This is a genomic window from Streptomyces sp. S465, assembly GCF_026898115.1.
Lineage (GTDB): Bacteria > Actinomycetota > Actinomycetes > Streptomycetales > Streptomycetaceae > Streptomyces > Streptomyces luomodiensis.
Map to the genome: position 1 here is coordinate 850,182 of NZ_CP114036.1, position 20,498 is coordinate 870,679.

Here is a 20,498-nt window from a genome sequence, read left to right on the forward strand (position 1 = left end):
GCGCCTCCGTTCAGTCCTCGGCGAGGACCACGACCGTATCGCCCTCCTCCAGGGTCAGCGGTGCGGTCTTGGACGGGTTGAGGTGGACGCCGTAGAGCGGTGGCTGGTCACCGTGCCGGGCCAGCCGGTAGCCGATGGCCGTCTCGCCGCGCTGGCGGGCGGCCTCGATGACGGTGGCGAAGTTCGCCTCCGCGCCCGGTATCAGATAGCCGGCCGCCGGCTTGAGGTAGATCTCGGAGCCCTGCGGGTCGAAGAGGTCGGCGAAAACCGCGTACAGATGGCGGTTCTCGGTGAGCTGGGTGAGCAGCAGGCTGATCACCTTGGTGGAGACGATGAAGTCGTCGGCCTTGGTGACCTGTGCCACCTCGCGGTTGGCGTCGTCGTGCATCTCGGTGACGATCGAGTACGGATCGCCGAGCTGGACCTCGATGTCGCGCAGGTGCAGCAGCGTGACCAGGGTGCGGTCGTCGGCCCGCCCGGGGTCGATCCCGTCGTCGGTCAGCACCACGATATGGCGGTAGCCGTCCAGCCCGAGCGCCTCCAGCGACGGGCGGCGGGTGGGTTCGCAGTGCTTGAATCCGACCGTGAGGTTCCGCAGCTGCCGGTTCATCTCCTCGCGGGGCGGGCGCGGGGCCGCGATGTCCACCACCGATCCGGGCTTCACCAGCAGGTCGAGCTGTTCGATGATCTTCTCCGCGCGGGAGTTCCAGCCGATCAGCAGCGTCCGGTCCGGGACCGGCGGCCGGACCTCGGCCGCCGCGATGGCCTCGCGTACGATCCGGGGCCGGGCGGCCACCGCCTGGATGAGCAGATCGTCCTCCGCGAGCATCAGCAGCCGGTCCCCGTGCCCGATCACGGTGTCCGTGGCGGGGTTGACCAGCGCCTCGCCGTCCGCGCGGTGCAGACCGATGGGCACCCCGAGTGCGAAGGCGTTCAGCGACTCCCCGTAGGTGGAGCCGACCAGCGCGGGCTCGTCCCAGGGGTAGATCTCATTGCCGACGAAGCTGAGCAGTTCGTTGAAGACGGTGGACAGACCGGACTGCCGGTGGGACTGCACGATCAGCCCGACCGCGATGTCATCGGCGTCGATCACCAGCGCGGTGTCCCCGGCGGCCAGCCGGGCGGCCGCCAGGTTCGCCGAACTCTGCACGGCGGCCACCACATTGGGGCGCGGCCCGGACCAGGTGCGGCTGTTCAGCAGCAACAGCGACTTGATGACGTCGATGTCGCTGTCGTCCCCGACCGGGGAGAGCACCATGATGGACTTGGCGGTGTCCGGGCTCACCAGCTCCAGGTCGCCGCGCTGGAGCGGATTGCCGGAGCGGCAGATCACCCGGGTCTTCCCGGTGTCCGGGATACGGCGCCGGATCTCGTCTTCCATATCGACCTTGTCCCGGTCGGCGAGGATCACCACACAGGAGCGCCGCTCGCTCTGGTTGGCCTCCACCAGCTCGGCTATCACCGTGAAGACCTGTTCCGACCAGCCCAGCACAATGGTGTGGCCGTGCTCGATCAGCCGTGATGTGCCCTTGCGCAGCTCGTGGATGCGGGCCTCCAGGCCGGTGGTCATCACACCGATCAGCGCGCTGACGATGAAGATCCCGCCGATGGTCACGATGAGCATGAGGATCAGGAACAGCGGCCGGCCGGTGTCCCCGCCCATCGTCCCCGGGTCGAGGGTGCGCAGCAGGCTCATCCAGACGATGCCCAGCCAACCGCCGTTGTCCTCGGTGTCCTTGCGGGCGAAGGCGACCACCACACCGGAGACCAAGGTGATCAACGCCAGGGAAGCCAGCCCCAGCCAGCCGATCAGCGCCGGGGTGCCACGGTCCATCGTCCCGTCGAACCAGTACCGCAGCCGCTCCCGCAGCCTCTTCATGCCGCACTCCTCCATCGCCCACAACGCCGCCAGGGGCCCAACGGCCCCTGGTGAGCGGTGTTCCAGGCGCTGGTGCGCGGCGGTCAGCCGGGGAGGTCGTCCCACTGGTCGAGGAGGTCGTCGCCCTCGAGGTCGCCCAGCGCGGCCACCGGGTCGGTCAGGGGCTGTTCGGCCCAGATGATCTTACCGTTGGGGGTGTAGCGGGTTCCCCAGCGCTGGGCGTACTGGGCGACGAGGAAGAGCCCCCGGCCGCCCTCGTCGGTGGTGGCGGCGCGGCGCAGATGGGGCGAGGTGCTGGAGCCGTCGGCCACCTCGCAGACGAGGGTGCGGGCGCGCAGCAACCGGACGCGGAGCGGGGCGGATCCATAGCGGACGGCGTTGGTCATCAGCTCGCTGAGGATGAGTTCGGTGGTGAAGCCGAACTCCTCCAGCCCCCATGCGGTGAGTCGCCGGGCCGCCTCGTTGCGGATGCGGGCGACCGCGGCGGGGTCGGCGGGCAGCTCCCATTCGGCGACGTGTCCGGGGTCCAGACGGCGGGTGCGGGCGACGAGGAGGGCGATGTCGTCGCCGGGGTGGTCGGACGTCATGGCCTGGAAGACGGCCTGACAGGTCTCCTCCGGGGTGGCCTCGGGGAGCCCGGCGAGGGTGGTGCGCAGCGCCTCGAGCCCCTCGTCGGCGTCCCGGCCCCGGTCCCGGACCAGTCCGTCGGTGAACAGGGCCAGCCGGCTGCCCTCGGGCAGCTCCAGCTCGGCGGTCTCGACGAGTTCGCCGCCGAGGCCCAGCGGCGGGGCGAGGGGGACGTCGGGGAGGGTGACCTCGCCGTCGGGGAGGACCACCGCGGGGCCCGGGTGACCGGCGCCCGCCACCGTGCAGCGGCCGGAGACCGGGTCGTAGACGGCGTACAGACAGGTGGCGCCGCCGATCCCCGGGGCGTCGGAGCCCGCGGCGGCCTGGTCCTGGTCGAACCGGCTGACCAGCTCGTCGAGATGGGCGATGAGTTCGTCGGGCGGCAGGTCGAGGGCGGAGAAGTTGTGCACGGCGGTGCGCAGCCGGCCCATGGTGGCGGCGGCGTGCAGTCCATGGCCGACGACATCGCCGACGGCGAGGGCGACCCGGGCGCCGGGGAGCGGGATGACGTCGAACCAGTCGCCGCCGGCCGAGGACCGGGCGGGCTGGTAGCGGTGGGCCACGTCCAGGGCGTCCTGTTCGGGCAGGCCCTGGGGCAGCAGACTGCGCTGGAGGGTGACCGCCATGGCGTGTTCGCGGGTGTAGCGGCGGGCGTTGTCGATGGCCACGGCGGCGCGGGCGACCAGCTCCTCGGTGAACGCCACGTCGTCCTCGTCGAACGGCGCGGACTCCGCCGAGCGCCAGAAGGTGGCGAGGCCCAGGGGGACGTCCCGGGCCCGCAGCGGGACGGTGATCATCGAGTGGATGCCATAACGGACGATCTTGGCCGCCTGTTCGGGGTCCTGCTCCCGCCATTCCGCGCGGGTCCGCAGATCCGCCTCGAGCACCGGCCGGCCCGCGCCGAAGACCAGCGCCTGGGGCGCGGTGCCGGTATAGGTGATCATCTTGCCGGTGCGCCACAGCGGATGGTCGGCCCGGACGCCACGGATGGCGGTGCGGCGCATGGCGCCGTCCGCGGGCTCGTCGCCGCGCAGCACGGGGTCCACGAGGTCGACGGTGGCGAAGTCGGCGAACCACGGGACGGCGAACCCGGTCAGCTCCTCGGCGGTGCGCACCACATCGAGGGTGGTGCCGATCTTCGCACCGGCCTCGTAGAGCAGCCTCAGCCGCCGCTCCGCCACTTCGGCCTTGCCGGACAGCGCGCGCAGTTCGGTGGAGTCGCGGAGGGTGGCGACGCTCCCGGACACCCCGCCGTCCCCTCGGGTGGGGCGCTGGTTGACGACGAGCAGCCGGTCCCCGGCCGGACGCACCTCGTCGGTGGCGACCCGGCCCGAGGCGAGCAGGTCGGCGGTGCCCGGTTCGAGGCCGAGCTCGGTGACGGGGCGGCCCTCGGCGTCCGGGGGCAGCTCGAGCAGGCGGCCGGCCTCGTCGTTGGCGAGGACGAGACGGCCCTGGCCGTCGACGATGAGCACACCTTCCCGGACGGAGTGGAGCACGGCGTCGTGGTGCTCGTACATGCGGGTCATCTGGGCGGGGCCGAGTCCCCGCGTCTGCCGCCGCAGCCGTCTCCCGACCAGCGCCGTGCCGCCGGTGGCGAGCGCGAGCGCGCCGGCCGCGGAGCCGAGGACGAGCGGCAGCTGGTGCTCGACCCGGCCGGTCGCGTCCGAGCCGGTCAGGCCGGCGCAGACCACACCGGCCACGGTGCCGTCGCTCCTGGTGACCGGGACGGTGGCCTGGACCTCCCGGCCCAGGGGCCCCTGGACGGACTCGGTGACGATCCTGCCCCGGGCCGCGGACCGGAAGTCGGCGACGAGCCGCTTGCCGATGAACTCCGGCCTGGGGTGGGTGTAGCGGATTCCCTTGGTGTCGGCCACGACCACGAAGTCCACACGGGCCTGCCGCCGGGCCTGCTCGGCCCGCGGCTGGAGCCGGGCGGTCGGATCGTCGGTGCGCAGCGCGGCCACGACCTCCGGGGAGGTGGCGAAGGTCTGGGCAACGGCGGTCGCGCGGCCCATGGCCTCCCGCTCGCTGTCGCTGCGGGCCTGGAGGACGAGCGCGGTGGTCGCCGCGGCGATGAGCAGGCCGACGAGCACCACCTGGACGGCGAAGACCTGTCCGGCGATGCTGCGCACCCCCAGCAGGGAGCCGAAGCGCTTCCGGGAGGGGGCGGGCGGGGAGAGCCTTGATCGACCGAAATCTCCGATCACGTCCCCCTTACTACCATTCGCCACCTCGTGGTCGTGCCGACGGGTGGGGCCGGACCAGGGGCGTTCCGGTCTCCGATACGCATCGGTACGGCGGGTGACGGCTCGCACACGCAACGCTCACCGGCCACGCCTGGCCACATGACGCCGGTCACACATCAAGCCGACCGGCCACGTCGCCCATCGTGGCCCGGGTGGCATCCAGGTCCACCCGCGCCCGGTCGGCCACCAGACAGTGGCGGCTCGCACACGCAACGCTCACCGGCCGCGCCTGACCACATGACGCCGGTCACACATCAAGCCGACCGGCCACGTCGCGCATCGTGGCCCGGGTGGCATCCAGGTCCACCCGCGCCCGGTCGGCCACCAGATAGAGGAAGACACCCTGGCGGGCGCGCCGACTGAGCGGGCGGATCACGTGGTACTCGGTGTCCAGTGTGACGACGATGTCCTCGAGGCGCTCCGGGTCGTAGCCGAGCAGCTCCAGGGTGGACAGCTTGGCGCGCAGCACGTCGGTGTCCCCGTAGGCCACCTTCTCCAGGTCCGGTCCGCGCGGGGCCTGGACGGCGCCCAGGCTGATCCGGCTCAGATAGTCGACGAGCGAGGCCGCCAGCGCTCCCTCGCACCCCATCACCTCACGCAGCGACTCCTGGATGTCGGTCATGACCGCCGCCCTCCCGGGACCTGCATGTCCATACATTTCATCCTCGCACAGGGTTCGTTGGCGCACCCCCGCACGCGATCCCCCCGTCCCGGACGGCACCACCCGTGGTGGCCGGCCGCCGATCGTCCTATCCTGCCCAGGCACGACGCAGGATTGAATCGTTTTTCCCGCTGGAGGGCGCATGACCGTCGGCAGCACCCCGTCCCGGGCCGTGGTGGTGGGCACCGGATCCCGGGCCCAGATGTTCACCGAGGCACTGGCCCGCCGTCCGCAGCTGCGGGTCGCCGCGCTGTGCGATCCGAACCCGGTGCGCATCGCCCACCACCAGCGGCTGCTGAAGGATGCGGGCGAACCGGAGGCGGCCGCCTGGGGCCCGGATGAGTTCGAGCGGCGGCTGCGCGCGGACGACATCCAGGAGGTCGTGGTGACCTGCGTGGACGCGCTGCACGACGCGTACATCGTGCCCGCCCTGCGAGCCGGCTGCCGGGTGGTCACGGAGAAGCCGATGACCACCGACGCGGCCAAGTGCCGCCGCATCCTGGAGACGGTCGAGGAGACCGGCAACCATCTGGCGGTCGCCTTCAACTACCGCTTCAACCCGGTCCACGAGGAGGTTCACCGGCAGCTGTCCGGCGGTGCCATCGGCCAGGTGCTGTCGGTGCACTTCGAGTGGCTGCTGGACACCCGGCACGGGGCCGACTACTTCCGCCGCTGGCACCGCGAGAAGGAGCACAGCGGCGGACTGATGGTGCACAAGTCCAGCCACCACTTCGACCTGGTCAACTGGTGGCTGGGGGCCCGGCCCGAGGAGGTGTTCGGCTACGGCGGGCTCGGCTTCTACGGCCGTGCGGCCGGCGAGCGCAGCGGCTACCGGCGCGACTACGAGCGGGCCCACGGCGCCGCCGCCGCCAGGGACGACCCGTTCGCGCTGGAACTGGCCGGGAACGACGCGCTGCGCTCGCTGTACCTGGACGCCGAGGGCGCGGACGGCTACCACCGCGACCGCAATGTGTTCGGCGACGGCATCACCATCGAGGACGACATGGCGCTGCTGGTCCGCTACGACACCGGCGCCACCATGACGTACCACCTGACCGCCTACTCCCCCTGGGAGGGCTACCGGGTGATGTTCAACGGCACCCGGGGCCGGCTGGAGCTGGAGGTCGAGGAGAGCAAGTGGCAGCCGCCGCTGCTGGGCACGGCCTCCGGCCGCGGCACCATCCACGGCGACCAGGCGCTCGCCAACGCGGGCGGTCCGCGGCTGGTGCTGCGGCCGCTGTGGGAGCCGCCGCGGGAGGTGGAGCTGCCGGAGTTCGACCACGCCGGGCACGGCGGTGGCGACCAGCGGATGCTCGATGTGCTCTACGGTCCGGTGGACCCGGCCGCGGCCGCCGGGGCGGCAGCCTCGGACGCCTCGGACGCCTCCCGCCAGCGGGCCACCGAGGAGGACGGGGCGCTCGCGCTGGTCACCGGGCTCGCTGCCAACCAGTCGTTCGCCGACGGGAAGCCGGTGGCCACGGCGGATCTCGTGGCGCGGTAGCCGGGGAGTTGGGTCCGACGCGGCTCATCCCGCCCCCGGCTGAGGCAGGATGAGCCGCATGGACACGGAAACGATCAGAACACCCGGCGCGCCCCGCTTCCGGGGTGCCGCGCGGCGCCGCCGAAGACTTCTGCCGGTCTCGCTCGCGGCGGCCGGTCTGCTCACCGCCTGCGGTACGCAGACCTCGTCGGGGGCCGCCGCGGTGCCCGACGAGGCCACGTCCCGCCCGTCGGGCCCGGTCGCCGTCGAATCGCTCACCGTCACTCCGCCCACCGCCTCACCCACCGCTTCCCCGGTCTGCCCCGGCTCGGGGGTGCTGCTGCGGGCCGCGGAGGCCGACGCGGCCATGGGGTTGCGGGTGCAGACGGTCGAGCTGGTGAACTGCGGCAAGCGGGACCGTACGGTGAACGGCCACCCGTCCGTCCAGGTCCTCGACGCGGACCTGGAACCGCTGGAGGTCACGGTCGGCCACGGGACGTCGGGCATCGCCACCATCGGCGGCTTCGAGACCGCCACCGGGCCGGTGCGGCTGAAGCCCGGTGAGCGGGCGGTGGCGCGGCTGGTGTGGCGGAACACGGTGACGGAAGGCACGCGCCCCGCCGCCGACGGGCGCTATCTGCGGATCGCGCCGAACGGCGACGGGATGGACTGGCAGACCGTGCCCGACCACATCGACCTGGGCACCACCGGCAAGCTGGGCGTGAGCGCCTGGGCCCGGCCCACGGCGTCCGCCCCGGCCGGGCCCCGCCCGTAGCCCGCCGGTGGCGCCCGCCGGTGACACCTGGCGCCCGGCGTCCGTCGTCGCGTCAGTCCGGGGCGGACAGCCCCCCGGCCTGGTGGGGCGTCAGCTCCAGTCCCATGTGCTGGGCGAGACCTACGGCCAGGGCCGCCACGGTCGGATGCCGCCAGACGAAGTCGCCCGCGAGCTTGATGTCCAGCCCGGTCTCCAGGCGGACCCGCAGCTCCATGGCGAGCAGCGAGTCGAAGCCCAGCGACTTCAGCGGGGTCTGCGGATCGAGGGTGCTGCTGCTGAGCCGCAGCACGGCCCGGATGTGCTCGGTCAGCCAGGACTCCAGCGCGGTGCGGCGGGCCGGACCGGCCGGGAGGGCGGCCAGCCGGGCGCGGATGTCGTCGCCGCCCTCCCCGGTGGCCGCCGGAGTGCCCTCGGCGGAGGTGAGCGGGGCGAACAGGGAGCTGTGGCGGCCGGCGGCGGGGATCCAGGTGTCCGGTTCACCGGGGAGCACACCGGTCCGCACCCGCCGGTGGGCCAGGAGGTCGCCGAGCGCCCGCAGCCCCTCGTCGGTGGCGATGGTCCGGTAACCGCGGTCGGCGAAGCCGGTGGCCACCCCGGTCTCGCCCCACGGGCCCCAGTTGACCGCGAGGGTGGGCAGCCCGCGCGCCGAGCGCCACGCGGCGAAGTCGTCCAGCCAGGCGTTGGCGGCCGCGTAGGCACCTTGTCCGGGGTTGCCGACGAGGGAGGCCATGGAGGAGTACACCGTGAACCAGTCGAGCCGGTGTCCCTCGGTGGCCTGGTGCAGCCGCCACGCACCGGTGGCCTTCGGCGCCCATACGCGGCACAGCTGGTCCTCGCGGAGGGTGGTGACGGCCGCGTCGTCCAGGACCATGGCGCAGTGCACCACGCCGCGCAGCGGCGCCCGGTCCTCGGCGGTGGCGGCGGACACGAGCCGGCCGGCCGTGTCCGGGTGGCCGATGTCGCCGAGCACGACGCTGATCCTGGTGCCGTGGGCGGAGAGTTCGCCGAGCGTCCGCGCGGCGGCGCCGTCCGGCCCGGTGCGCCCGTTGAGCACCAGATGGCCCGCGCCCCGCCGGGCCAGCCAGCAGGCGGTGGCGAGCCCGAGGCCGCGCAGGCCGCCGGTGACGATGTACGTCGCGCCCTCCCGTACGATCGGCGGCCCGTCCGGCAGCACCGCGTCGGCCTGGCCCTCCTGCGGGATGGTCAGCACCAGCTTGCCGATGTGGCGGGCGCCGGCCATCTGCCGGAACGCCTCGGTGGCCTCGGCCAGCGGATAGGTGGTGCAGCGCAGCGGCTTGAGACGGCCCTCGGCGAACGCGGCGAGCACCTCCCGCAGCATCGTGGCGTACACCTGCGGGTGGGCCAGCTGCACCTCTTTGAGGTCCACGGTGGCGAAAGTGATGTTGTGCCGCAGCGGGGCGAGCCCGAGCGGGGCGTCGGAGAGGATGTCGCGCACGCCGAGTTCGACGAAGCGGCCGAAGGGGCGCAGACACTCCACCCCGGCCCGGATGGCCGCCCCGGCGAGGGAGTTGAGCACCAGGTCCACGCCCTCGCCCCCGGTGGCCTCCTTGACCTGGTCGCGGAAGTCCAGCGATCTGGAGTCCATCACCTGGGCGATGCCCATGGCCCGCAGAAAGCGCCGTTTCTCCTCGCTGCCCGCCGTGGCCAGCACCTCGGCGCCCAGCAGCCGGGCGACCGCGATGGCGGCGAGTCCGGTGCCGCCGGTGGCCGAGTGGATCAGCACCCGCTCCCCCGCCGCCACCCGGCCGACGTGGCGCAGCGCGTACCAGGCGGTGAGGAACGCGATCGGCAGTCCGGCGGCGGTGGCCGGGTCCATGCCCTCGGGGAGGGGGCCGATGCGGTCCGCGGGGACGACGAGGAACGATCCGAAGGCGCCGCCGTGCACATCGGCCGCCACCACGCGGTCGCCGGTGCGCAGCTGGTCGACACCGGCTCCGACCGCGGTGACCTCGCCCGCGCATTCGAAGCCGAGCCGGTAGCGGACGTCCTCGTCGCCGGGGAGCAGGCCCATGGCGGTGAGGACATCACGGAAGTTCAGGCCCGCGGCGAGCACCCGCAGTTCCACTTCGCCGGGTCCGGGCGGGCGGCGGGGGGTGACGGTGAGCTCCAGGCTGCCGAGGTCGCCGAGGCGGCCGGCGCGCAGCCGGAAGCCGTCGGTGCCGCAGCGCACGGTGCGGGCGGCGGCGGTGGTCCGCTCGGTGTCGGTGAGGGGCGCGTAGGCCAGCTGGGCGGCGTAGCGGGCCCCGTCGCGCAGCGCGATCTCGTCCTCGGGGCCGTCGGCGAGGAGTTCGGCGGCGAGGGTCTCGGCGAGCCGGTCCGGGGCGGCCGGGTCGGTGTCCACCGAAGTGGCCCGCAGTTCGGGGTGTTCCAGGGCCAGCACCCGCAGCAGTCCGCGCACCGCGCTCTGTCCGGGGTCCGCCGGATCCCCGGGGGCCACGGTGCGGGCGCCGTGGGTGACCACGTACAGGCGGGGCGGTTCGGGGCAGCCGGCGGTGAGTGCCTGAGCGGCGGCGAGCAGTCTGCGGACGCGGCGCAGCCCGTCCTGGGGGCCGCTGTCGGCGGGGCGCCGGCCGCACAGGAGCACCACGGCGCGCGGCCGGGCTCCGGAGCGGGGCAGCCGGCCGGTGAGGGCGTCCCGGAACGTGTCGAGCCCCTCATCGGTCAGGGGCGCGTCCCACACCCGGGCGGTGGCGCCGGCCGCGCGCAGGGCGTCGGCGACGGGGCGGGCGGTGCGGTCCGCCTCGCCGACGAGCAGCCACCGCCCCGGGGGGCGGGTGGCCGGGGGCCGGGTGGCGCGCCGCCAGCCGATCTCCAGGAACCACCGGTCGGTCTCGGCCGTGCGGGGCGCGGTACTGCCGACGGCCCGCAGGCCGTCGATGGCCAGGACCGGCCGGCCGGCCGCGTCGAGCAGGCGGATGTGGCCGACGAGGGCCCCGGGTCCGGCCTCGGTGAGGCGGGCGTGGCAGTACACGGCGGTCTCGGGGTCCCCGAGGACGCGGACGCTGTGGATCCGGGAGGGCAGCATGAGTCTCCGGTCCTCCTCCTCGAGCAGTCCGGCGACGGGGAGTTGGGCGCACAGGTCGACCAGGACGGGGTGGATGCGCAGGCCGTGGCCGGGGGTGCGGGCGGTTTCGGGGATCCGTACCCGGGCCCAGAAGCTGTTGCCCTGGCGGGAGGTGGACACCTCGGTGAGACCTTGGAAGGCCGGTCCGTGTGCCACGCCCCGGGCCCGCAGTCCGGCGTAGAGGGCGTCGGGTTCGACGGGGAGTGGGTGGCGCAGGGCGAGGGTCTCGACGGAGGCGGCGCGGGAGCGCGGAGGTACGGCGAGCCGGCGCAGTACCGCGGTGGCCTGCCGCACCCAGGCGCCGTCCTCGCCACGGCCGAAGATCTCGCATTCGGCGCGGTCGGTCGCGGCGACGGTGACCGTGGTGGACAGGTCGGTGTGCTCGGCGAGCCGCAGCACTTCGTGGAAGCGCAGATCGGTGACCTCGACCTCGGTGGGCGCGGCGGTGAAGACCTCGCAGGCGGCGGTGAGCGCGAGGGCGTAGGAGGCGGCTCCGGGCAGCACGGGCGCGCCGAGCACCCGGTGGTCGTCGAGCCAGGGCAGGGGGCCGGTGCCGGTGCGGGCGCGCCAGGAGTGGCGGAGGGGGTCGCCGGGCACTTCGGTGTGCGCGCCGGGCAGTGTGCCGTCCGCGGCCGGGTCCGCCGGGGCGTCGGAGGGTACGGCCCCGGTGGTGTCGGCCCAGTGGCGGGTGCGGTCGAAGGTGATGGTGGGGACGTCGGCGAGGGCGGCGTCCGCGTACCGGGCGGACCAGTCGACGGGGACGCCCGCGCAGTGCAGGGCGGCCAGTTGGGTGTGGAAGGTGGCCGGCTCGTCCTCGTCGCGGCGCAGTGTGGGCAGGACCACGGGGTTCTCGACCAGTCCGGTCAGACCGCTGTGCAGGGGGTGGGTGACGACCGGGTGGGGGGATATCTCGACGTACACCAGGCGGCGGTCGGCGGCCGCGGCGGCGACGGCGGCGGCGAACCGCACCGGCCGGCGCAGGTTGGCGCACCAGTAGTCGGCGTCGAAGGCGGGCGGGGTGTGCGGATCGTCCAGGACGGTGGTGTAGAAGGGCACCTCCGGCGGGCGGGGGGTGAGGTCGGCCAGCGCGGTGCGCAGATCGGGCAGGAGCGGATCCACCTGGGGTGAGTGCGAGGCGACGTCCACGGCGATCAGGGCGGCGGGCACGGAGCGGGCCTGCCAGTCGGCGACGAGCCGCTCGACCCGTGCGGTGTCCCCGGCCACGACGGTGGAGCCGGGCGCGGCCATGACGGCGACGGTGACCGCCGCCGCGGCGCCACAGGCGTCGAGTTCGGCCTGTATCTCCTCGGCGCCCAGGCCCACGCCGGCCATCGCGCCGTTTCCGGCGACGCGGGTGAGCAGCGCGGAGCGGCGGCAGATCACCTTGGCTCCGTCGGCCGGAGAGAGTGCCCCGGCCACCACGGCGGCGGCGACCTCGCCCATGGAGTGGCCGATGACGCCGGCGGGCTGGACGCCGTGGGCCCGCCAGGTGGCGGCGAGCGCGGTCTGGAGGGCGAACAGCACGGGCTGCACCCGGTCGCAGCCGGTGACCGGCTCACCGGAGCGGACGATGTCGAGCACCGAGAAGCCGGACTCGGCGGCGATGAGGGCGTCGGCCTCGGCGAGCGCCTCGGCGAAGGCCGGTTCGGTCTCCAGCAGCCGCCGTCCCATACCGGGCCACTGGGAGCCCTGGCCGGAGAACACCCACACCGGCCGGCGGGTGACCTCGGCGCCCACCGCGCCGGTGACCACACCGGGGTGGGCCCGGCCGGCGGCGAACTCCCGCAGGGCGCCGACGAGTTCGGCGCGCGAGGTGGCGGTGACGCCGAGCCGGCCGCGCCCGGCGCTGCGGCGCAGCGCGAGGGTGTGGGCGATGTCGCGCAGCGGGGTGTCCGCGCCGTCGCCCTCCAGCCAGTCCGCCATGCGGCGCGCGGCGCCGGGCAGCGCGGCCGGGGAACCGGCGGGCACGAGGAACACCTGCGGGACCGTGCGGGTGGTGAGCCGGGGCCGCCGCGCCGGGCGGGGCGCGGGGGCGGCGGGAGGTTGTTCCAGCACCACATGGGCGTTGGTCCCGGAGAAGCCGAAGGAGGACACGGCGGCCAGCCGCGGGCCGGTGCGCACCGGCCAGGGGGTGAGCTCCCGGGGAATGAAGAAGCGGGTCCCCTCGGCCGTGATGGCCGGGTTCCAGCGGGTGAAGTGCAGATTGGGCGGGATCAGTCCACGCCCCAGGCACAGCACGGCCTTGATCAGCCCGGTGACACCGGCGGCGGGTTCCAGATGGCCCAGGTTGGTCTTGACGGAGGCGAGGGCGCAGCGGTCGCGGCCGGTTCCGTAGACCTGGGCGAGACTGGCGAATTCGACCGGGTCGCCGACGGGGGTGCCGGTGCCGTGGGCCTCGACCATGCCGACGTCGGCGGGGTCGACTCCGGCGCGGCGGAGCGCCTCCTCGTACAGGGCGCGCTGAGCGGTGGCCGAGGGCGCGGCGAGCCCGTCGGAGTGGCCGTCCTGGTTGACGGCCGAGCCGCGCAGCACGGCCAGGATCCGGTCGCCGTCCCGCAGGGCGTCGGTAAGGCGTTTGAGGACGACGATGCCGCAGCCCTCGCCGCGTACGAAGCCGTCGGCGGCGGCGTCGAAGGCGTGGCAGTGGCCGGTGTGCGAGAGCATGCCCATCCGGTCGAACGAGCGGGTGATGCGGGGTTCGAACATCAGGGTGACACCGCCGGCCAGGGCCAGATCGCATTCGCGGGTGCGCAGCGCCTGGGCGGCCAGGTGGACGGCGACCAGGGAGGACGAGCACGCGGTGTCCAGGGCGACGCAGGGGCCGTGGAGGCCGAGGAGATAGGAGATCCGGCCGGCCGCGACGCAGTGCGCGTTGGCCAGAGCGGAGCCCTCGAGCGCACGGGGGTGCCGGTCGAGGCGGTGCATGTAGTCGTTGTAGCTGAGCCCGGTGAAGACGCCGGTGGCGGTGGAGCCGAGCCGGTCGGGGGGCATGCCGGCGTGTTCCAGGGCCTCCCAGGCCACTTCGAGCAGCAGCCGGTGCTGAGGGTCGAGGACGTCGGCCTCGCGTCCGGAGACGCCGAAGAAGTCGGCGTCGAAGCCGGACACGTCGCGCAGGTATCCGCCGCGCACCGGCGGTGCGGCCTGGGGCCGGGCGGTCGTGGCGGGCTCGGCCGCCCAGAGCTCGGCGCGCTCCGGCGGAAGGTCGGTGACGGCGTCACGGCCGTCGGCCAGCAGCCGCCAGAGGGCGGCGGGTGAGTCGGTGTCACCGGGAAGCCGGCAGCCCATGCCGACCACGGCGATACGGTCCGGGGGCGGGCCGGAGGCGGGTGTGTGCTCACTCATCGGGGTCTCCATGGGTGGTGCGCGGCCCGGGGTGGGGGCCATGGGGTGGAGATCGCCGGGGGACGGACTCATATGGTGTCCGGGCCACCCAGCAGCATCGCGTGCTTCACCCCACCGATCTGGTAGTTGAAGCTGAGCGCGTAGTCGAAGTCGAGGGGGCGGGTGCGGGTGCCGGGGATGGGGTCGAAGGGGAGTCCGTCCGCGGGCTGTTCGCAGTTGGTGGTGGGGCACACCTCGCCGAACTCCATCATCATGCAGGTCAGGGCGAGGCCGAGGCAGCCGGCGGCTGCTCCGTGGTGGCCGAAGCAGCCCTCCTGGGACGAGATCAGCACGGTGGAGTCGGGGCCGTAGAGCTCGCGTACGGTGTTGGCCTCCAGCGCGGTGACCGCGGCGCCGCCGTCGCTTGCGCCGTTGATGTACGGCACCTGCTCGATCCGCCACCGGTCGCCCAGGCAGGCACGGACCGCCCTGGCGAGCTGGGTGCCGGTGTCGTCGGTGGCGAGCGGGTTGGCCAGGCCGTCGCGGGTGAGGGCGGTGGCGAGCACGTGGCCGTAGAGGTGGGCGCCGCGCCGCTGGGCGTGTTCCCGGCTCTCCAGGACCACGGTGGCGGATCCCTCGCCGTAGTTGACGCAGTCCGCGCGCCGGTCGTAAGGACGCATCAGGGAGCTCAGGGACGGCAGCAGATCGGGCATTCCGGCGGCGTCCATCGCATCGCAGGCGTGGAGCGCGCCGCGCAGCAGCCGCCGGCCCTTGCGGATCAGGTCGAGGCTGGAGACGTCGACGCCGGTCACCACCGCGATGTCGATCTCGCCGGCCGCGATCAGACGGCGGGCGTTGCCGATCTGCACGGCGGCGGACGAGCAGCCGCAGGACACGGTGAAGCAGGGGCCGACGGTTCGGGTCAGCGCCCCTTGGACGACGGCGACGTCGGAGGGTGACACGGACTGTTCGGCCGCGACGAAGATCTCGAGGGCGTCGAAGGCGGACATGGATGCGGCGTCGAGACCGAGCAGTTTCAGATAGCTGTCCACATTGGCGTCCACGCTGCCGCGCCCGACGAGCACCGCCGCCTCGCGCAGGTCACCGGCGTGGACGTCCAGCTCGGCGTCGGCGCACGCCTCGACGAGGGAGACCAGGCCGTACCGATGGGCGTTGGTGTAGTGGCGGGAGAAGAACTCGGGGATATCGGGGAGGCGTTCCTCGAACTGCCCGGCGCTGAGGTCGACCGAGCCGAAGTGGATGCCGTTCCGGACGAGGACGGTGCGGCCGTGGGAGGCGATGTCCCACACCTGGGCCGCGGTGAAGACGGGTTCGGCGCCGCCCGGCAGACAGAAACCCAGGCCGGTGACGACGGCGTCCCGCGCGTTGCCGGCGCCGCCCGGGTCCGGCCGGGGCGCTTTCACCGTGCCCTGCCGGGGCTGGTCCGTGCCCTGCCGGGACTGGTCCGTGCCCTGCCGGGGCTGGAGAGAATCATGACGGTGTTTCCTTTCGCTCACACCGGAGTGCTGAGTCGCCGGTACGGCGAGTGGCCGGATACACGATGGCACCGCCGGTGGGCCGGAATCGGTGCACCGGCGAATTCGGCGCATGCGGCGCGGCATGGGAAGTACGCGAAGCCTTTTCCGTTGCATCGTGAGCCGGTTCCGCCCGGAGCCGCTCATCGTTCGGAAAGGACGGTGGAATAGCTGAGGCTACGCCTCCGGGGTGCGGTCCGGTAGGTGGTGTCGTATCACCGGAGGCGGATTCGGGCGGTCCGGAGCACCGCTGCCGTACCCCCGGAGCCCATGCCGCGCGACCCCGGCGAAAAAGGGGGCTCGTGTTCGGGTGCACGCCCCCTCTTGCGGAACCTTCCTGAAAGAGCGTACGGAAAAGGGCTCCTCGGGCATTGAATGAGCAGGCGTCGGTTCCTGCGCGCGGAAGAGCCTCTGCGCGCAGGGAGCGAAGAACCGCAAAGGACGGCAAAAGATGACACATCAGCCCGTACCGTTCGACGATCTGGACCGGAAGATCGTCGCGGCGCTGGTCGCCAACGCCAGGACGAGTTTCACCGAGATCGGCGCCGCGATCGGACTCTCGGCCTCCGCGGTCAAACGCCGCGTCGACCGGATGCGGGAGACCGATGTGATCACCGGCTTCACCACCACCGTGCGCCCGGCCGCCCTCGGCTGGCGGACCGAGGCGTATGTGGAGGTGTACTGCGACAGCGCGGCACCGCCCCGGCGCCTCGCGGAGGTCGTACGCGACTATCCGGAGATCATCGCGGCCATGACGGTGACCGGCGGCGCGGACGCCCTGCTGCATGTCATGGCCACCGATGTGGAGCATTTCGAGGAGGTGCTGGAGCGCATTCGGGCCGAGCCCTTCATCCGTCAGACGATCAGTTACATGGTGCTGTCCCATCTGCTGACGGGCAGTCCGGAGGCCGGTGCGGCCCCGCCCTCGACCGCGCCCGCGACCGCGACGCAATGAACCGGCGCGGACCCGCCCCAGCGCGCAGCATCGGTGCGCCAACACGCAGTTTTCTTTTCTTGTCTCCCCTCTCCTCCGCTTTCTACCTTTGAGGCATCCCCGGTCGCCCGCGGCAGCGAGAGGAATTCTCCATGTCCCCCACCCGTGTGTCGCGCCCCAGGCGCTTTTTGACCTGTGCCCCCAGATATTTCGATGTGCGGTATGCCATCAATCCCTGGATGCGTGCGGACACCGAGGTCGACACCGACCTCGCCCGAGCACAGTGGGAGACCCTGATCCGCGCCTACCGCGACCACGGCCACCGGGTGGAGCACATCGAACCGGTGGTGGGACTGCCGGACATGGTGTTCGCCGCGAACTCGGCCCTCGTCCTGGAGGGCCGGGTCTTCGGCTCCCGGTTCCACGCACCGCAGCGCCGGCCGGAACAGCTCGCCTACGAGCGGTGGTTCAAGGCGGCCGGGTTCGATGTCCACCCGCCGGAGTCGGTGTGCGAGGGCGAGGGCGACCTGGTGCCGGCCGGGCCCTTCGTCCTGGCGGGCACCGGCTTCCGGACCACCCGGGCGGCCCATCAGGAGGTCCAGGAGTTCTTCGGGGTGCCGACCATCAGCCTGTTGCTGGTGGACCCGTACTTCTACCACCTGGACACCGCGCTGTTCGTCCTCGACGACCGGTACGACGGCGGGAACATCGCCTACTACCCGGAGGCGTTCTCCCCCGGCAGCCGTGAGGTGCTGCGGCGGCTCTACCCCGACGCGCTGATCGCCACCCGCGACGACGCCATGGCCTTCGGGCTCAACGCGGTCTCCGACGGCCGCCACGTCTTCGTCGCCCCCCGCGCCACCGGCCTCATCGACCAGCTCACCGACCGCGGTTACGTCCCCGTCCCCGTCGACCTGTCGGAGCTGCACAAGGCCGGCGGGGGCATCAAGTGCTGCACACAGGAGATTCGCTGATGACCGCCACCCCGCCCGGCACGGCCGGCACGCCCAGCACGGCCACCGCCGCCGCCTCCGCCACCGCTCGCGCGGCGGGCGCCGACCGCCCTGACCTCCCCGCCCGCTCCTCGCGGGAGCTGATCCGCGCCGAGGAGACCTCGCTGGCGCACAACTACCATCCGCTGCCCGTGGTCGTCGCCCGCGCCGAGGGCGTATGGGTCTGGGACGTCGAGGGGCGCCGCTATCTGGACATGCTGGCCGGCTACTCGGCCCTCAACTTCGGCCACCGCCACCCGGCGCTCATCGAGGCCGCCCACCGCCAGCTCGACCAGCTCACGCTGACCTCACGGGCCTTCCACAACGACCGGCTGGCCGGGTTCGCCGAAGCCGTGGCGGAGCTCACCGGGCTCTCCATGGTGCTGCCGATGAACACCGGCGCGGAGGCGGTGGAGAGCGCCATCAAGGTCGCCCGCAAATGGGCGTACGAGGTGAAGGGCGTCGCCCCGGACCAGGCCACCATCGTGGTGGCGGCCGACAACTTCCACGGCCGCACGACGACGATCGTCGGATTCTCCAGCGACCCCGTCGCCCGCGACGGCTTCGGCCCGTTCGCCCCGGGCTTCCGCGTCGTGCCGTACAACGACCTCGCGGCGCTGGAAGCCGCCGTCGACGCGACCACGGCGGCGGTCCTCATCGAACCCATCCAGGGCGAGGCGGGCGTCGTCATCCCCGATGACGGCTATCTGCGGGGGGTGCGCGAGCTGACCCGGCGCACCGGGACGCTGTTCATCGCCGACGAGATCCAGTCCGGCCTCGGCCGCACCGGCACCACACTGGCGGTCGAGCACGAGTCGGTGACGCCGGACGTCCTGCTGCTCGGCAAAGCGCTGGGCGGCGGCATCGTGCCGGTGTCGGCGGTCGTGGCCGACCGGGCGGTGCTCGGGGTGCTGCGCCCCGGCGAGCACGGCTCCACCTTCGGCGGCAACCCGCTGGCCGCGGCGGTCGGCTCGGCCGTGGTCGATCTGCTGCGCACGGGCACCTACCAGCGCCGGGCGGCGGAGCTGGGCCAGGTGCTGCGGGACGGACTGGCCGCGCTGACCGGCAAGGGCGTCGTGGGCTACCGCTGCCGCGGACTGTGGGCGGGCGTCGACGTGGACCCCGCCCTCGGTACCGGCCGCGAGGTGAGCGAGCGGCTGATGGCCGAGGGGGTCCTGGTCAAGGACACCCATGGCTCGACGATCCGCCTGGCACCGCCGCTGACCATCACCCGCGAGGAGCTGGAGTCGTCGCTGGCGGCGCTGGAGAAGGTGCTCGGCTGATCGATCGGTCGCCCGTTGTGGTGCGCTGGGGGGCGCCCGGGTGCCGGGGATCCGCGCTCGGTGGCAGGGCGCGGGAGGTGTCCAGGCACCGAGGCCGCCCAGGCACGGAGCGCGCCCCAGCGCGAGACGTACCCCAGCACGGGGCGTGCGCGCCAGCGCAGGACGTACCCCAGCACGGAACACACCCCAGCGCGGGACATACCCAGCACGGGACGTGCGCCGGCGCGGGACGTGTCCCGCAGGCGCGCGGGGTCCGGCAGGCCGCGCCGCCGGGCCCCGCGCGCCGCCAGATCGCCGCGCCGCTCCCCCGGTACGCGCCACAGGGCACGGTCTGGCCCCGGAGCGCGGCCGGTGGGCGCGAGGGGAGGCAGAGTGGAAGGTGGTGGGACCCGTGGGGTCCGGCAGGCACCGCCGCCGGGCGGGGCGCCGGCCGCGTCCGCCGGGTCCGTGGCCACCAGAAGCGGCCATTCGCAGGTGAGGAGCAGGCCATGGCGCACACAGTGGAGTGGACGGTCCACCTCTACCTCTCCGAGGACGAGGGGAGGACCACGGCGCGCGTGGAGCTGGAGACCGGGGCCACGGCGCTCACCGGCCGGGGACTGGCCCGGTGCAACCCGGACGACGAGGACGTGCCGGTGATCGGCGATGAGCTCGCGGCCGGGCGGGCGCTCAGCGATCTGGGGCAGCAGCTGGTGCACGCCGCCGAGCGGGACCTGGAGAGCGTGGGCGCGCCCCCGGCCTCGCGCAGGCCGCGGCCCGGCTACGGCTGGATCGCCTGAGGCACCGCGGGTACGGCCGGCGCCCGGACGCCCTCGGCGTCGGGCCGGGCGGGCGCCGCCCGGTCGACGTCCTCGGCCGCCTTGGCGAGCAGATCGAGCATGGCCAGTTCGGCGCCGGGCGCGTCGCGGTCCCGTATGGCCTCCAGCACCCGGCGGTGGCTGGGCACGGGGTCGTCGGCGTCGCCGTGGGCGTGCACCGGGCGGTCGCGCTCCCGCAGTCCGGGCTCCAGGATCAGCTCGAGGCGGGCGAGGAGTTCATTGCCGGTGGCGGCGAGCAGCGCGCGGTGGAAGGCGGCGTCCGCCTCCGCCTCGGCCGCCAGATCGCCCCGGGCGCGCTCCATGGCGGCCAGCGCGGTTTCCAGTTCGGTCAGGTCGGCGTCGGTGCGGCGCAGCGCCGCGCGGTGGGCGGCGGCGGGTTCGACGACGGCGCGGATGTCGGTGAGGTCGCGCATCAGCCGCCGGCCGTCCCCGCCGGCCATGCGCCAGCGGATCACATCGGCGTCGAGGAGGTTCCAGGCGGAGCGGGGTCGGACGAAGGTGCCGCGCTTCTGCCGGGCGTCGATGAGGCCCTTGCCCGCGAGCACCTTGAGGGCTTCGCGCATCACCGTAAGGCTGACGTCCAGCTCCTCGCCCAGCGCGCGGACGTCGAGGATGTCGCCCTCGGCGAAGTCTCCGGTGACGACGCGGGCACCCAGCCGCTGGACCACTTCGCCGTGCACGCCTCGGCCGGCATAGGACGCCATGGGGTCTTCTCCTCGGGGAAGGCCGGATGAACGGGGTCGGAAGCCACCCGTCGTCCGTCCACCCTAGCGTCGGCCATTATTTATGGATACATCTTGACAGTCCGTTGACGCCCCCGGACGATGAACCGATCCCTCATCGCCGAGCCGCCGACCACGGG

The 20,498-nt window shown here is 73.5% G+C and carries 12 protein-coding genes; 6 read left to right on the forward strand and 6 right to left on the reverse strand.

Features of this window, described 5'->3' with window-relative positions:
• Window positions 1-10: 10 nt before the first annotated feature.
• The 3 genes from N6H00_RS03535 to N6H00_RS03545 form a co-directional block, all read right to left on the reverse strand.
• The gene (locus N6H00_RS03535; RefSeq protein WP_268970048.1) at window positions 11-1,879 is read right to left on the reverse strand and encodes a CASTOR/POLLUX-related putative ion channel; all 1,869 of its coding nucleotides are present in this window, start codon (window positions 1,877-1,879) and stop codon (window positions 11-13) included.
• 83 nt (window positions 1,880-1,962) lie between these two features.
• Window positions 1,963-4,638 (reverse strand): SpoIIE family protein phosphatase, encoded by a 2,676-nt coding sequence (locus tag N6H00_RS03540; RefSeq protein WP_443073192.1) that lies wholly within the window; start codon window positions 4,636-4,638, stop codon window positions 1,963-1,965.
• 361 nt (window positions 4,639-4,999) lie between these two features.
• Window positions 5,000-5,374 (reverse strand): hypothetical protein, encoded by a 375-nt coding sequence (locus tag N6H00_RS03545; RefSeq protein ID WP_268970049.1) that lies wholly within the window; start codon window positions 5,372-5,374, stop codon window positions 5,000-5,002.
• Between the two features lie 181 nt (window positions 5,375-5,555).
• On the opposite strand from N6H00_RS03545, the gene N6H00_RS03550 reads away from it, so the two are divergent.
• The gene (locus N6H00_RS03550) at window positions 5,556-6,914 is read left to right on the forward strand and encodes a Gfo/Idh/MocA family protein (protein WP_268970050.1); all 1,359 of its coding nucleotides are present in this window, start codon (window positions 5,556-5,558) and stop codon (window positions 6,912-6,914) included.
• 58 nt (window positions 6,915-6,972) lie between these two features.
• On the forward strand, window positions 6,973-7,668 hold the full coding sequence (locus N6H00_RS03555) for a DUF4232 domain-containing protein (RefSeq protein WP_268970051.1): 696 nt from the start codon (window positions 6,973-6,975) through the stop codon (window positions 7,666-7,668).
• A 52-nt stretch (window positions 7,669-7,720) separates the two neighbouring features.
• On the opposite strand, the gene N6H00_RS03560 is transcribed toward N6H00_RS03555, so the two are convergent.
• A complete protein-coding gene (locus tag N6H00_RS03560) occupies window positions 7,721-14,095 on the reverse strand; it encodes a type I polyketide synthase (RefSeq protein WP_268970052.1) in 6,375 nt (2,124 codons plus the stop codon).
• 68 nt (window positions 14,096-14,163) lie between these two features.
• Window positions 14,164-15,498: a beta-ketoacyl synthase N-terminal-like domain-containing protein gene (locus N6H00_RS03565; RefSeq protein ID WP_443073193.1), complete on the reverse strand. Its 1,335-nt coding sequence runs from the start codon at window positions 15,496-15,498 to the stop codon at window positions 14,164-14,166.
• Window positions 15,499-16,060: 562 nt separating this feature from the next.
• Here N6H00_RS03565 and N6H00_RS03570 point away from each other — a divergent pair.
• The 4 genes from N6H00_RS03570 (at window position 16,061) to N6H00_RS03585 (ending at window position 19,597) form a co-directional block, all read left to right on the forward strand.
• On the forward strand, window positions 16,061-16,564 hold the full coding sequence (locus tag N6H00_RS03570) for an Lrp/AsnC family transcriptional regulator (RefSeq protein ID WP_268970053.1): 504 nt from the start codon (window positions 16,061-16,063) through the stop codon (window positions 16,562-16,564).
• A gap of 131 nt (window positions 16,565-16,695) precedes the next feature.
• Window positions 16,696-17,517 carry a dimethylargininase gene (gene ddaH, locus N6H00_RS03575; RefSeq protein WP_268970054.1) on the forward strand — a complete coding sequence of 274 codons (822 nt, stop codon included), beginning with the start codon at window positions 16,696-16,698 and terminating at the stop codon, window positions 17,515-17,517.
• Window positions 17,517-18,818, forward strand: a complete 1,302-nt coding sequence (gene rocD, locus N6H00_RS03580) for an ornithine--oxo-acid transaminase (RefSeq protein ID WP_268970055.1) — start codon at window positions 17,517-17,519, stop codon at window positions 18,816-18,818. Before ddaH ends, rocD begins: the two co-directional genes overlap by 1 nt.
• Before the next feature lie 488 nt (window positions 18,819-19,306).
• Complete coding sequence (locus N6H00_RS03585; RefSeq protein ID WP_268970056.1) at window positions 19,307-19,597, forward strand: DUF1876 domain-containing protein; 291 nt, start codon at window positions 19,307-19,309, stop codon at window positions 19,595-19,597.
• Here N6H00_RS03585 and N6H00_RS03590 read toward each other — a convergent pair.
• Complete coding sequence (locus N6H00_RS03590; protein ID WP_268970057.1) at window positions 19,579-20,340, reverse strand: FadR/GntR family transcriptional regulator; 762 nt, start codon at window positions 20,338-20,340, stop codon at window positions 19,579-19,581. The two genes, N6H00_RS03585 and N6H00_RS03590, sit on opposite strands and share 19 nt — an antisense overlap.
• Window positions 20,341-20,498: the final 158 nt, after the last annotated feature.

What these genes read in the sequence shown, in the direction of transcription:
- N6H00_RS03535 (WP_268970048.1), bottom strand. Translation starts at nt 1,879, where the DNA reads ATGAAGAGGCTGCGGGAGCGGCTGCGGTACTGGTTCGACGGGACGATG.
- N6H00_RS03545 (WP_268970049.1), bottom strand. Translation starts at nt 5,374, where the DNA reads ATGACCGACATCCAGGAGTCGCTGCGTGAGGTGATGGGGTGCGAGGGA.
- N6H00_RS03550 (WP_268970050.1), top strand. Translation starts at nt 5,556, where the DNA reads ATGACCGTCGGCAGCACCCCGTCCCGGGCCGTGGTGGTGGGCACCGGA.
- N6H00_RS03555 (WP_268970051.1), top strand. Translation starts at nt 6,973, where the DNA reads ATGGACACGGAAACGATCAGAACACCCGGCGCGCCCCGCTTCCGGGGT.
- N6H00_RS03560 (WP_268970052.1), bottom strand. Translation starts at nt 14,095, where the DNA reads ATGAGTGAGCACACACCCGCCTCCGGCCCGCCCCCGGACCGTATCGCC.
- N6H00_RS03570 (WP_268970053.1), top strand. Translation starts at nt 16,061, where the DNA reads ATGACACATCAGCCCGTACCGTTCGACGATCTGGACCGGAAGATCGTC.
- ddaH (WP_268970054.1), top strand. Translation starts at nt 16,696, where the DNA reads ATGTCCCCCACCCGTGTGTCGCGCCCCAGGCGCTTTTTGACCTGTGCC.
- rocD (WP_268970055.1), top strand. Translation starts at nt 17,517, where the DNA reads ATGACCGCCACCCCGCCCGGCACGGCCGGCACGCCCAGCACGGCCACC.
- N6H00_RS03585 (WP_268970056.1), top strand. Translation starts at nt 19,307, where the DNA reads ATGGCGCACACAGTGGAGTGGACGGTCCACCTCTACCTCTCCGAGGAC.
- N6H00_RS03590 (WP_268970057.1), bottom strand. Translation starts at nt 20,340, where the DNA reads ATGGCGTCCTATGCCGGCCGAGGCGTGCACGGCGAAGTGGTCCAGCGG.